This window comes from Octadecabacter arcticus 238 (assembly GCF_000155735.2).
Classification (GTDB): domain Bacteria; phylum Pseudomonadota; class Alphaproteobacteria; order Rhodobacterales; family Rhodobacteraceae; genus Octadecabacter; species Octadecabacter arcticus.
The window spans coordinates 1,401,042-1,413,653 of sequence record NC_020908.1; the positions used below are offsets into that span (position 1 = coordinate 1,401,042).

8 protein-coding genes, 1 tRNA gene and 5 pseudogenes are annotated in these 12,612 nt (G+C 55.4%); 8 read left to right on the plus strand and 6 right to left on the minus strand.

Annotated features, from left to right (window positions below; all coding sequences use genetic code 11):
* The first annotated feature begins 293 nt into the window (after positions 1-293).
* Together OA238_RS07345 and OA238_RS07350 are read left to right on the plus strand one after the other, a co-directional pair.
* Positions 294-2,189: a dihydroxy-acid dehydratase domain-containing protein gene (locus tag OA238_RS07345; protein ID WP_015494704.1), complete on the plus strand. Its 1,896-nt coding sequence runs from the start codon at positions 294-296 to the stop codon at positions 2,187-2,189.
* Positions 2,190-2,669: 480 nt separating this feature from the next.
* Complete coding sequence (locus OA238_RS07350; protein ID WP_044036442.1) at positions 2,670-2,888, plus strand: hypothetical protein; 219 nt, start codon at positions 2,670-2,672, stop codon at positions 2,886-2,888.
* A gap of 136 nt (positions 2,889-3,024) precedes the next feature.
* Here the strand turns inward: OA238_RS07350 and OA238_RS07355 are convergent, their stop codons facing one another.
* Complete coding sequence (locus OA238_RS07355; protein WP_015494705.1) at positions 3,025-4,296, minus strand: MFS transporter; 1,272 nt, start codon at positions 4,294-4,296, stop codon at positions 3,025-3,027.
* A 255-nt stretch (positions 4,297-4,551) separates the two neighbouring features.
* Positions 4,552-4,797: a LysR substrate-binding domain-containing protein gene (locus OA238_RS07360; protein WP_044036443.1), complete on the minus strand. Its 246-nt coding sequence runs from the start codon at positions 4,795-4,797 to the stop codon at positions 4,552-4,554.
* Positions 4,798-4,867: 70 nt separating this feature from the next.
* On the opposite strand from OA238_RS07360, the gene OA238_RS07370 reads away from it, so the two are divergent.
* Positions 4,868-6,360, plus strand: a protein-coding gene (locus OA238_RS07370; protein ID WP_085982736.1) for an IS3 family transposase whose coding sequence is annotated in 2 segments (ribosomal slippage) — positions 4,868-5,318 and positions 5,318-6,360 — 1,494 coding nt in all. Because the reading frame shifts where the segments join, the coding sequence is not laid out codon by codon here.
* A 183-nt stretch (positions 6,361-6,543) separates the two neighbouring features.
* Here OA238_RS07370 and OA238_RS07375 read toward each other — a convergent pair.
* Positions 6,544-6,617: transfer RNA gene (locus tag OA238_RS07375), tRNA-Gly, on the minus strand.
* 227 nt (positions 6,618-6,844) lie between these two features.
* On the opposite strand from OA238_RS07375, the pseudogene OA238_RS07380 reads away from it, so the two are divergent.
* A pseudogene (locus OA238_RS07380) lies at positions 6,845-7,246 on the plus strand (transposase); the annotation flags it as partial.
* A 35-nt stretch (positions 7,247-7,281) separates the two neighbouring features.
* Here OA238_RS07380 and OA238_RS07385 read toward each other — a convergent pair.
* Complete coding sequence (locus OA238_RS07385; protein WP_015494114.1) at positions 7,282-8,529, minus strand: IS256-like element ISOan6 family transposase; 1,248 nt, start codon at positions 8,527-8,529, stop codon at positions 7,282-7,284.
* 104 nt (positions 8,530-8,633) lie between these two features.
* On the opposite strand from OA238_RS07385, the pseudogene OA238_RS07390 reads away from it, so the two are divergent.
* Positions 8,634-9,488 (plus strand): annotated as a pseudogene (locus tag OA238_RS07390) (IS256-like element ISOan6 family transposase); the annotation flags it as partial.
* On the opposite strand, the gene OA238_RS29860 reads toward OA238_RS07390, so the two are convergent.
* Positions 9,410-9,631, minus strand: a complete 222-nt coding sequence (locus OA238_RS29860; RefSeq protein ID WP_083906667.1) for a DUF924 family protein — start codon at positions 9,629-9,631, stop codon at positions 9,410-9,412. The pseudogene OA238_RS07390 and the gene OA238_RS29860 overlap by 79 nt on opposite strands.
* Positions 9,632-9,742: 111 nt before the next feature.
* Between OA238_RS29860 and OA238_RS31530 the strand changes: the two are divergent.
* The 3 pseudogenes from OA238_RS31530 to OA238_RS31535 all read left to right on the plus strand — a co-directional run.
* Positions 9,743-9,919, plus strand: a pseudogene (locus tag OA238_RS31530) (IS256 family transposase); the annotation flags it as partial.
* A gap of 52 nt (positions 9,920-9,971) precedes the next feature.
* A pseudogene (locus OA238_RS07400) lies at positions 9,972-11,449 on the plus strand (IS3 family transposase); the annotation flags it as partial.
* 57 nt (positions 11,450-11,506) lie between these two features.
* Positions 11,507-11,932: pseudogene (locus tag OA238_RS31535) on the plus strand (transposase); the annotation flags it as partial.
* Positions 11,933-11,935: 3 nt separating this feature from the next.
* On the opposite strand, the gene OA238_RS07405 reads toward OA238_RS31535, so the two are convergent.
* The gene (locus OA238_RS07405) at positions 11,936-12,493 is read right to left on the minus strand and encodes a DUF924 family protein (RefSeq protein ID WP_015494708.1); all 558 of its coding nucleotides are present in this window, start codon (positions 12,491-12,493) and stop codon (positions 11,936-11,938) included.
* Positions 12,494-12,612: the final 119 nt, after the last annotated feature.

Consider the following 12,612-nt stretch of genomic DNA (forward strand, 5'->3'; position numbering starts at 1 on the left):
CAGCATTGCCTAGAACACTGGTTATTCTTGGTAGATTGCGCAGGGAGGTCAATTTTCGGCCCAGCATCAGCAACCCAACATCTACGATTTTTCACTGTTCGATCAATGACCAGTTGATCGGCACTATTGGGATAATCAACCCCTTCAAAACGGCATTATTCATCGCCTGCCGACGCGAAACTCGGTCACATTGCCTGTCGATCTTTACATTCATAGATTTCACATCATAACTCTAAAAACCGGCCGATGATCCTACCCCCCGCCCACAACCCTGCAACCGAAAAGAGATCGCCTTGACCAATCCAAATGCCGTCCTGATTGACAATCACCCCGGCCGATCGACCCAGACCATCGGCCTTGCCATCGAAATCGGGACCGATCCGGCCCTTATCCATGAGCCGTCTGTCGGCGTGGTTGGCACCAAGGGCGACAGCCAATGCTATCTGGGCGTGGCCGCCAAGGTCGAGGCGATCCACCAGGCTCTCAAGACCCGCATCGGCACCGAGCCGGGTCAGTTGAAATATCGCCTCGTACAGCCTGAATTCACGATTGCTACCTCGGACGGCATGCGCAACGGCACACCTGAGATGCGCTATTCGCTGATCGGGCGCGAGGTTACGCATGATGCCTTGTGCGAACACCTAAGTGCAACGGGCCTTGCTGGTACTATTGCCGTCGTCGCTTGCGACAAGCCGCCCGTCGGCACACTAGCGGCCATGCTGGAACATAACTTGCCCTCGATCATCATGTCTGATGGTCCAATCCACCCCGGCACCGACCCCAAAACGGGCGAAAAGCTAGATATCGTCAGCGCCTTTCAAGTCGCGGGCCATCCGGACCCCGAATACCGCCACCACATCGCCTGCCATGCCTGTCCGGGCTTTGGCAGCTGCGGTGGCATGTTCACCTACAACACCATGCAGACTTTCATTGGGGTTTTAGGAATGCAGCCCCTGCACATGGTTGCCCCCCCGTCGGACGATCCACGCCGCCTAAACGAGTTTCCTGCCGAACTGGTCACGTTGCTGGCCCAGATGATCGAGAACGACCTCAAGCCCCGCGACATCGTTGGGCGCGACAGCCTGCGCAACGCCACGATTGTGGCCATGGCCATCGGTGGCTCCACCAACGCACTTTTGCACGCGCCCGAGATTGCCCGCGCCGCAGGTTTTGCTGATTTCTGGAAAGACATCATCACACCCGAAGAGTTCAACCACCTATCACAACACGTCGTTCCTGTGCTGACCAACGCGCGACCTTACGGCAAGTATTCCATGGTTGATATCGACAGGGTGGGCGGTGTGCAGATCATAGTGCGCGAATTGCTGGAAGCGGGTCTGCTGAACGGCGATGTGCTGACTTGCACGGGCGAGACGCTGGCCGAGCAAGTCGCGCGCCTTGGTGCCAAACGTGCCGACGGCGAGGTGATCTATCCCGTCGAGGCACCTTACAAGCCCACTGGTGGGTTGCGCATGCTGGGCGGCAACTTATCACCCGAGTTTTCGGCCATCCTGAAGCTTGCAGGGGTCGAGGGCGGGCTAGAGAACAATCTGTTCCGCGGCAAGGCGCGAGTCTTCGACGGTCAGCAGGCACTGCTCAACATGTTGGACCGGACACCCGAGGGTTTTGAAGACAACGACATGATCATCGTGCGCTACGAGGGGCCAAGTGGTGCGCCCGGCATGCCCGAAATGCTCGACCCTACCGCGCGCATCACGACCCTGTGCCGCGAGCGCGGCATTGTCATCGCCCTGATGACTGACGCACGCTTCTCTGGTGGCTCGATCGGCCTTGTCATTGGCCATGTGGGGCCCGAAGCTGCACTTGGCGGACCAATTGCCTTTGTCGAAAACGGCGATGAAATCGTGGTGGATCTAAATCTTAACGAGATCAACTGCACTGCCCTGAGCGATCCCGCGATCCTTGATGTCCGCAAGGCCGCGTGGGACAAGGTGGTGGCAGACAATGGCGGCTTCCATCCAAGTGCGGGTGTTGCCGATACCCGCCTGCTGCAACGTGCTCGGCACATGGCTGTTCCGGCGCGGCGTGGGGCGGGTCTGCACCCCAACCGAACCGTCTGGGTACTCAACCCGCGTGACGCGACCGGGTCGGGCTTCACGCCGCGAAACAAGTTCCGTCCCGAAACGGACAGGAGGCGTGAGATAGCCGGAATCGATCCAAAGGCCTGATCTGAAATATCGCCGTGTCATAGGGCACGGCGAAGACTCCTGCAGTTGCCCACTTGTTACTCGATGATTACAGGAAATTTTACGGAACTCGATCATTGGGCGATGCTGCCATAGGGCTTTCAGCGAGGCCAGACGCAAAAAAGCCACGGCCTTTGCGTGCGACTCTTCAAACGTTGACATGGCGTTGACACAAAATGCGCAAGCAAAATCCCAACTGTTTAGGTCGGGTTTTATCTATTTGATATCGTTTATTAATTTGGTTGTGGGAGTAGGATTTGAACCTACGACCTTCAGGTTATGAGATAGCTCCCACCACTCCGCATGGGTTTCGCCTAATTGCGCCAGTATACCCTATCTTGTTGGAATCAATTATTTTTAATTGACTGCCACTGTGCTCCCTCACTACGGATGACCCTACAATTCGCGTCCGCTTGCTTCCACAGTGCTTCCACGGATCGCGTCACATTAAAGGGATGACCCATGCCTAACATCCGCAACAATCTCGCCGTGCATTGTTGTGGCGTGTTACCCAACCAAGTGATCTTTGCAAATAAGATCGCGAAGATGCGCGAACTAGATCGCCAACTTCTGGGGCTATTCGTTAGCCGTGCAGCAACCTCAGAAGTTGCGCCGGATGAGTTTGAAGGCTTCATGGAAAGCCATGTGGATGCATTGCTGCGTTACACTCAAAGACCCTAGATGAGCGCTTACAGAAGGCCAGCGTGCGGTATCGGTGGACATAAGGTCATTAAGGGCGGATTGCGGACTTTCGCTGCGCCCGCAAACTAAATTGGTCAACTTGAAGAAAGCGGACGCTAACCACAGCAGATTTTCATCAAGTCGCCGCGCCTGGTGTTATGATCTGAGAGCCGCTTTCATTTGCTATGACGGTCGGGCTTTCGATGGCTATGCGGGCTTGACCGATCCTTGGGTGGAGTTTGTTTGCCAAAGCCCAGGTGGATATCAAGGCGACGCCACCGGCGACAAAGACGCCCGAGATGGGCGCTGCCAACAATACCAACCACGCCGCGGCCGGCGTTACAATTCCCGACACATCCCGAAAACTTGAATAAATGGCTGACATTTCGGTTCGCTCAGACGGTTTGACCGCAAGCAAGAATGGCAATCCGCCGCAAACATCCAAGAGGATCAGGAAGAATGACCCCGACATCAGACACGCGACGGCAAACAGCGGAAAGCCGTGAGGCATGCCCGCCAGCGCAAAGACAAGGCCAGACATCAAAAAGCCAGTTCTAACTGCGGTTCGAACCGAATGGCGTTGCATGAAACGAAACATCAAGGGTGTAAGAAATAGCGCACCATTTGAAATTGAGAGGGCCATTCCCCCCAGCTGTTCGCTTAGTCCGTTTTGGACAGCGTAGATCGGAAGATAGATAACGTAGACCCACCATCCACACGACCGGATCACCGCAAAAATCCATCCTGTGATTAGCCTTGGTTGTTGAAAAAATCGAGGCAAATAGGCGAATGGATTGGATGGAGCGGTATGCCTTCTCACGATCAGCCTTCCGTTCCCTAGGCGCATTACCAAGAATATTACCAACATCGCAAATGCCGCAACGGCCGCGATCAGGAAAGGTGCCGGTTGCCACCAATCGTAAAGGAACACACCCAATGCGGGCCCTACTGTCCACCCCAACGCGCTGTAAAAGAGGCGCGATGTTTCATACTTTCCAAGGTTTGTTTTTGAAACATAATCAAGCACATAAGCGTTCAAACATACGAATGTCGTGACCGTTGCAAATGTCGTCAGCGACAGCCCCACAATGGTCGCACCCGCGCCCTCCAGAATGGTGGTAAGCGCACCGGCAACAAACATCATCGTACCCACTAAATAGATCCAAAGCCTTGGCACAAACCGGATCAGATAGGGGATCGACAAGCCGATCAAAAGAGATGCAACGCCGACAAAGAAATAGACCTCTGACACAACGCTCGCATCTTGAAGAGCACGATACATAGCCAATGGGAAAACCGAGATCAGAATGCCTCTGGCGATAGCTTCGGCACCAGCCAAGACAGCAAAACCACGTACACTTGGCGCGGGGGCATGGCGGAGCCATTCGGGTATTCGGCGTTCATGCATGAGTTTTGCTTCACTAGCTAAGACCCAGTATTCGCAGTTTTTACGGCACGCCTCTTTTCCAGTTGCGACGTCGTGTCGTTTTTGCGCATATCTTCTTTGATTTGAGGAAATACAAAAGCAGACAATCAAAATTTTGGATCAAACTGCAGCTTTGTCCACGGTGTGTGAGTTCATGCGCCGTGTAGCGAAAGTCGGCTCATCCCAGACCAGCCGTTCGTGCGTCCCGCAGCTAACGGCAGGTCTGAGCGCACCTTTTCAATTTTCTGTAGCGCCGCGAATGGCAGCTTCGTCACTATGCTTCTGAGCTGGAGACTTCCCCGCAAGCAAGTTCTTTAAGGCGGGATGCGGAAATTTGCGTGGCAGAGTTACCGCAAAGAACGGCTCGGAGATGCCCAGAGGGAAAGCCGCCGTCTGCAATATGCCGCTTGCGATCTCTTCTGCGAGGACGACCGTCGGGGCAACCGCCACACCGATCCCTGCACGCGCAAGCAAGCGGACCATCCCTCCGTGCCAATAAGCGTGAGACAATTGACTGGCTAAAGTTTACACTTGAGGGCGTAGGAGAAGAACCATGGTTATGCCTTCACAATCACCACTTTCGCCAGATGCTGGATCTGGAGCCGTTTTGGCCCCGACGTCGCCTCCCCGCGTTGTTAATGCGCCGTTGGCTCCCACAGCGGAACTGACGAGCATCCCGAAGCGACGCAACTTCACAGCCAAATACAAACTGCGCATTCTGGATGAGACGGACCAAGTGGCAGACACTGGCGGGGTTTCCGCCATTCTACGGCGGGAGGGGCTTTATTCCTCTGCACTGACCGATTGGCGCCGTGCGCGGGCGGCCGGCACATTGGGTGCATTGCAGCCAATGCGCCGTGGCCCACAAAAGGCACCTGCCAATCCATTGCAAGCTGAGCTGGCCAAGGCCAACCGTGAGGTGACAGCCTTGCGGCGCCGTCTGGATCAGGCGGAAGCCATCATTGCCATCCAAAAAAAAGTGGCGGGACTTCTGGACGAGATGGAGCAGACGCAAGAGCGCAGCGGCAAATCATGATGGCCGTCGCGATTGCATTGCCCACCGGCAGCGGCTTGACCTCGGCTGTCTGCGCCGCGCTATCATTATCGCGCGCGAGCGTTCTTCGACAGCGTGCGGCGCTGACGGCACCACCACGCACACGCCCACCGCGCGCAGCGTCTTCGCGGGCTCTGCCGGGAAGGGAAAGAGACCAGGTATTGCACCACCTGCGCGAACCCCGCTTTGCGGATCAGACGCCCACAGAGGTCTTTGCCACCTTGCTGGATGAAGGCACCTATCTGTGTTCAATCCGCACGATGTATCGGATATTGGCCGCGCAGGGCGAAGTTGGCGAACGCCGCCGACAGCGCACACATCCCGTCTATCAAAAGCCTAAACTTCTAGCTGAAGCCCCCAATCAGGTCTGGTCTTGGGACATCACCAAGCTGAGGGGCCCGGTGAAATGGTCCTACTTCTATCTCTATGTCATCCTCGACATCTTCAGCCGCCGCGTTGTTGGCTGGCGCGTCGAGCACGCGGAGAGCGCCAGCCAGTTCAAAGAGCTGTTCATCGACGCGATGGAAAAACACGAGGTTCCACGCGATCAGCTGACATTGCATGCAGATCGCGGTGGGCCCATGAAGGCAAAGACGACAGCCCTGATGCTGGTTGATCTTGGTGTGCTCAAGTCCCACAGTCGGCCCCACACCTCAAACGACAACCCGTTCTCCGAAGCCCACTTCAAAACACTGAAATATCAGCCAGAGTTCCCCAAGAACTTTGAAACCATCGAGCAGGCTTGCGCATTCTGCCGCAGGTTCTTTGCATGGTATAACCAAGACCATCATAACGCCGGGATTGGTCTGATGACGCCCGACCAAATCCATTTTGGGCAGGCCCAAGAAATCTACACCGCGCGACAAGCAACACTAGACGCGGCATTCCTCGCCACGCCCGAACGCTTCGTACACAAACCACCAAAACCGCCTCAAATCCCGACCGCCGTCTGGATCAACCCACCAAAACCAACCGAAGAAACCCAAGCCTAAAGTCCAAAAGCCACTGTCTCAAAGTCGTTGACACGTTCCGCCACGAATTAATCGTAGGTTTGGTTTAGGGTAATCCGTCCATTTTAAGGTAGTCATAATCATCCCAAGTAGTGACAGGAGTAGTGACACAAGTAGTGACAAAGCCCATATTATAACTTATTATCATAAAAACAAGGGGGGCAGTGGAGCGGGTAACGAGAATCGAACTCGTAACTGAAGCTTGGGAAGCTTTCGTGATACCTTTTCACCATACCCGCCACAGTAATTTGGATACGCAAGCTGCGCTCATTCCGCAAGCAGAAACAATAGGACTGCGCTGGGAATGGCGAGCGCTATCTTAGTCTGCAGTCTGCGCGATGTCCGCAATTTTGCGCACAACGAGAGCTATGACTGAATCTGGTGTTTGAGTGGTTTGAAGGTTGGCGGCGTATCTGGTTGAATTGTTGTTGGAAGACAGCAGCCCAACCAAAGGAGATACACCACCATGGGAACTACTAACATTGTTGATTTTGCGCGTCGAGACGAGATGACGGACGCGTTGACGGAGTTGCTGAAAACGGGAGCACAACAATTGATCGCGACAGCAGTTGAGGCTGAGCTTGTCAGTTATTTGGCGCAATTTACCGGCTTACGCACCGATGCCGGTCACGCGGCAGTCGTGCGTAATGGACATCATCCGGCCCGCCCGTTTCAAACGGGCATTGGCCCTGTGAGCGTGCGCATTCCAAAGGTTCGGTCCAAGGACGGCACACCGGTGACATTTCGGTCTGCCCTGGTGCCGCCCTATGTGCGCCGCACGAAGACGCTGGAAGCGGCCTTGCCATGGCTTTACCTCAAAGGGATCTCCAGCGGCGAGATGGCTCCCGCCCTCAAGGTTCTTCTGGGGAGTTATTGTCAAATCTGGTGTTTGAGTATTGTTGGTCATGCGGTGATCTGGTCGGGGTTTGTGGTTTCGATTCCGTCTTTGAACGTGACGCCTGTGATGACTTTTGCGAGGTAGTCAAAGCCGCGTAGCTTCCTCCAATTTTGCTCAGCACATTGCCCCAGTTTGAACATCATGTGCAGCATGCCATCGCGTGACAGGCAGCCCTTTGAACGCTTGGTACGATGCCGGATCGTCGCGAAGGCCGATTCAATTGGATTGCTAGTGCGGATGCTTTGCCAATGCTGCGCCGGGAAGTCGAAGAATGCCATGAGTTCCTCACGATCTTTTTGCAGGCATAGTGTGGCCTTGGGATATTTGGGTTCGTAGGTTTTGATGAACAGATCGAACGCCTTTTCTGCATCGACTTTGGTCTCGGCCTGCCAGATGTCGTGCAGCGCGGCCTTGGCTTTTGGCTGAGACAGCTTGGGTAAACAATTGAGCACGTTCATCGTTTTGTGTTGCCAACAGCGTTGATGGCGGGTCTCAGGATAGACTTCGTCCATGGCCGCCCAAAACCCCATGGCACCGTCCCCGATGGCCAGTTTGGGCGCATTCATGCCTCGGCTTTTGAGGTTAAGCAGAACCTCGCGCCAGCTCTGCGTGGACTCGCGCACCCCATCCTCAATTGCCAGAAATCGCTTCTTGCCACGGGCAGTTACCCCAATAATAACAAGGGCACAGAGCTTGTCATCCTCGCCCCGAAGGCCGCTGTGAACGCCGTCGGCCCAGATATAGACGATGGGCTCGTCATCTAACTCAGCGCCTTTCCAAGCCTCGTATTCATTGGCCCAATCGCGTTTTAAACGCGAAACCGTATTAGCCGACAAGCCAACGGCATCTGGGCCCAGAAGAACCTTGAGGGCGGGAGCCATCTCGCCGCTGGAGATCCCTTTGAGGTAAAGCCATGGCAAGGCCGCTTCCAGCGTCTTCGTGCGACGCACATAGGGCGGCACCAGGGCAGACCGGAATGTCACCGGTGTGCCGTCCTTGGACCGAACCTTTGGAATGCGCACGCTCACAGGGCCAATGCCCGTTTGAAACGGGCGGGCCGGATGATGTCCATTACGCACGACTGCCGCGTGACCGGCATCGGTGCGTAAGCCGGTAAATTGCGCCAAATAACTGACAAGCTCAGCCTCAACTGCTGTCGCGATCAATTGTTGTGCTCCCGTTTTCAGCAACTCCGTCAACGCGTCCGTCATCTCGTCTCGACGCGCAAAATCAACAATGTTAGTAGTTCCCATGGTGGTGTATCTCCTTTGGTTGGGCTGCTGTCTTCCAACAACAATTCAACCAGATACGCCGCCAACCTTCAAACCACTCAAACACCAGATTCAGTCATAGCTCTCTTCTGGGCCCAGATGCCGTTGGCTTGTCGGCTAATACGGTTTCGCGTTTAAAACGCGATTGGGCCAATGAATACGAGGCTTGGAAAGGCGCTGAGTTAGATGACGAGCCCATCGTCTATATCTGGGCCGACGGCGTTCACAGCGGCCTTCGGGGCGAGGATGACAAGCTCTGTGCCCTTGTTATTATTGGGGTAACTGCCCGTGGCAAGAAGCGATTTCTGGCAATTGAGGATGGGGTGCGCGAGTCCACGCAGAGCTGGCGCGAGGTTCTGCTTAACCTCAAAAGCCGAGGCATGAATGCGCCCAAACTGGCCATCGGGGACGGTGCCATGGGGTTTTGGGCGGCCATGGACGAAGTCTATCCTGAGACCCGCCATCAACGCTGTTGGCAACACAAAACGATGAACGTGCTCAATTGTTTACCCAAGCTGTCTCAGCCAAAAGCCAAGGCCGCGCTGCACGACATCTGGCAGGCCGAGACCAAAGTCGATGCAGAAAAGGCGTTCGATCTGTTCATCAAAACCTACGAACCCAAATATCCCAAGGCCACACTATGCCTGCAAAAAGATCGTGAGGAACTCATGGCATTCTTCGACTTCCCGGCGCAGCATTGGCAAAGCATCCGCACTAGCAATCCAATTGAATCGGCCTTCGCGACGATCCGGCATCGTACCAAGCGTTCAAAGGGCTGCCTGTCACGCGATGGCATGCTGCACATGATGTTCAAACTGGGGCAATGTGCTGAGCAAAATTGGAGGAAGCTACGCGGCTTTGACTACCTCGCAAAAGTCATCACAGGCGTCACGTTCAAAGACGGAATCGAAACCACAAACCCCGACCAGATCACCGCATGACAAACAATACTCAAACACCAGATTTGACAATAACTCCGCACAAAATCACCTGTGGCGATATAGGCCTCCTCTGCGGCGGTGGACGCACGGCCGAGAACCGCGTTGCGGTGCGGGTGTCGAGCGAACGTCGCAATAATCCCCATGACCCGTTCATGCGGGAATGTCCCGAAGAATGTTGAAATTTTAATTTAGGGTGGCGTTGCTTCCCCTGAGCCGTAGGCTCTGGGTGTTTAATCGCAAAAGGAAGCAACACCATGAAGAAGACTATCACAGCAAGCGCTGGACTTGCCAGCGCGTCGAATGTTCATCAACTCGTGGAAACAGCCTGGGACAAAGTTGGCGAGAGCTTCGAGCAGTTCTGCCTGACGGTGGGCGTCGCCAGTCTGGTTCAGATGTTTGGTGAGGACGCAGCCCTCCGTGCCAATAAGCGTGAGACAATTGACTGGCTAAAGTTTACACTTGAGGGCGTAGGAGAACGAACCCATGGTTATGCCTTCACAATCACCACTTTCGCCAGATGCTGGATCTGGAGCCGTTTTGGCCCCGACGTCGCCTCCCCGCGTTGTTAATGCGCCGTTGGCTCCCACAGCGGAACTGACGAGCATCCCGAAGCGACGCAACTTCACAGCCAAATACAAACTGCGCATTCTGGATGAGACGGACCAAGTGGCAGACACTGGTGGGGTTTCCGCCATTCTACGGCGGGAGGGGCTTTATTCCTCTGCACTGACCGATTGGCGCCGTGCGCGGGCGGCCGGCACATTGGGTGCATTGCAGCCAATGCGCCGTGGCCCACAAAAGGCACCTGCCAATCCATTGCAAGCTGAGCTGACCAAGGCCAACCGTGAGGTGACAGCCTTGCGGCGCCGTCTGGATCAGGCGGAAGCCATCATTGCCATCCAAAAAAAAGTGGCGGGACTTCTGGACGAGATGGAGCAGACGCAAGAGCGCAGCGGCAAATCATGATGGCCGTCGCGATTGCATTGCCCACCGGCAGCGGCTTGACCTCGGCTGTCTGCGCCGCGCTATCATTATCGCGCGCGAGCGTTCTTCGACAGCGTGCGGCGCTGACGGCACCACCACGCACACGCCCACCGCGCGCAGCGTCTTCGCGGGCTCTGCCGGAAAGAGAAAGAGACCAGGTATTGCACCACCTGCGCGAACCCCGCTTTGCGGATCAGACGCCCACAGAGGTCTTTGCCACCTTGCTGGATGAAGGCACCTATCTGTGTTCAATCCGCACGATGTAACGGATATTGGCCGCGCAGGGCGAAGTTGGCGAACGCCGCCGACAGAGCACACATCCCGTCTATCAAAAGCCTGAACTTCTAGCTGAAGCCCCCAATCAGGTCTGGTCTTGGGACATCACCAAGCTGAGGGGCTCGGTGAAATGGTCCTACTTCTATCTCTATGTCATCCTCGACATCTTCAGCCGCCGCGTTGTTGGCTGGCGCGTCGAGCACGCGGAGAGCGCCAGCCAGTTCAAAGAGCTGTTCATCGACGCGATGGAAAAACACGAGGTTCCACGCGATCAGCTGACATTGCATGCAGATCGCGGTGGGCCCATGAAGGCAAAGACGACAGCCCTGATGCTGGTTGATCTTGGTGTGCTCAAGTCCCACAGTCGGCCCCACACCTCAAACGACAACCCGTTCTCCGAAGCCCACTTCAAAACACTGAAATATCAGCCAGAGTTCCCCAAGAACTTTGAAACCATCGAGCAGGCTCGCGCATTCTGCCGCAGGTTCTTTGCATGGTATAACCAAGACCATCATCACGCCGGGATTGGTCTGATGACGCCCGACCAAATCCATTTTGGGCAGGCCCAAGAAATCTACACCGCGCGACAAGCAACACTAGACGCGGCATTCCTCGCCACGCCCGAACGCTTCGTACACAAACCACCAAAACCGCCTCAAATCCCGACCGCCGTCTGGATCAACCCACCAAAACCAACCGAAGAAAACCCAAGCCTAAAGTCCAAAAGCCACTGTCTCAAAGTCGTTGACACGTTCCGGCACGCCTCCGTACGCCGCGCGCTGAAGCAAGCATGGGAGCTTGATGATGCCGACAAAGCCGAGCGGTTGATGCGGAATCTTGCCCAGCGACTAGAGCTTGAGGCTCCGGACGTTTCAAAGTCGATCCTTGAGGGCCTAGACGAAATTCTAACTGTTGTTAGGTTGGGGCTACCTGTGGAATTGAGACGCTCATTGGCCAGCACCAACATCATTGAATCTATGAACAGCGTGATCCGACAGGTCTGTCGAAACGTCAAACGCTGGCGCGATGCAAAAATGGCGCTGCGCTGGACAGGGGCTGGTATGCTGGAAGCCGCGAAAGGCTTCCGCCGCCTAAAGGCCTACAAGCAACTCCCCATTCTCAAGCAAGCTTTGCTAGATCATCGCAATACCGTAACGCTTGACCAAATCAAGGACGTCGCCTAACCATCAATCAAGCAGCGCCACTCGCCCGATTTTCAACATCGTACGGGACATCCCCCGTTCATGCTGCCCCCGAAGTGCGCCGCGCATGCCCGCCAAAACATCGGGCATAGCTGCTTCTATGGTTGCGATTACGTCCCATTGTGCATTGAGTCGGTCCCAATGATCTGGCCCTTCACAGTGGGTAATCGCGATGATGAAAAATGTCTGTTCCCACGGCATCAATTCGGCGAAATGACCGTTCGCGATCCCCTCTAGCGCGAGGCGCGTCGCTTTGATGTCTTGCGCAAATGCACCCGGCGTGTCGCGCCATAGTGAGCGCGGGAATTGATCCAATGTAATAAGAAGTGCTAACCGTCCGCGCGCGGTTTGCGCCCAGTGATCCAGTTCACCGCGCGCCGCAGCGATGGTCAAAGGCCCAAAAGAGTCGACGATTGTGGCGTCCATGCCGCCTTGCATTCGTTCATCCCAAAATGCGCCGTGGGTTTCTATCGCGGTCTCATGGCCAGTTTGTGGGAACCAGAGGTCGAGGACTTCATTGGGTTCAAATGTGTGTTCCGTCATGACAAATCCTGATCCAAACGGTGTTAACGGACCAAAATGCGGCCTATTGTACCAGCCTAGTCTAGGCCAACACCTGATTTCGGGCAAGTGACAGGGACATTACGCCCAAAAAGCGGCCC

What these genes read in the sequence shown, in the direction of transcription:
- OA238_RS07350 (WP_044036442.1), top strand. Translation starts at nt 2,670, where the DNA reads ATGCCTAACATCCGCAACAATCTCGCCGTGCATTGTTGTGGCGTGTTA.
- OA238_RS07355 (WP_015494705.1), bottom strand. Translation starts at nt 4,296, where the DNA reads ATGCATGAACGCCGAATACCCGAATGGCTCCGCCATGCCCCCGCGCCA.
- OA238_RS07360 (WP_044036443.1), bottom strand. Translation starts at nt 4,797, where the DNA reads ATGGTCCGCTTGCTTGCGCGTGCAGGGATCGGTGTGGCGGTTGCCCCG.
- OA238_RS07385 (WP_015494114.1), bottom strand. Translation starts at nt 8,529, where the DNA reads ATGGGAACTACTAACATTGTTGATTTTGCGCGTCGAGACGAGATGACG.
- OA238_RS29860 (WP_083906667.1), bottom strand. Translation starts at nt 9,631, where the DNA reads ATGGGGATTATTGCGACGTTCGCTCGACACCCGCACCGCAACGCGGTT.
- OA238_RS07405 (WP_015494708.1), bottom strand. Translation starts at nt 12,493, where the DNA reads ATGACGGAACACACATTTGAACCCAATGAAGTCCTCGACCTCTGGTTC.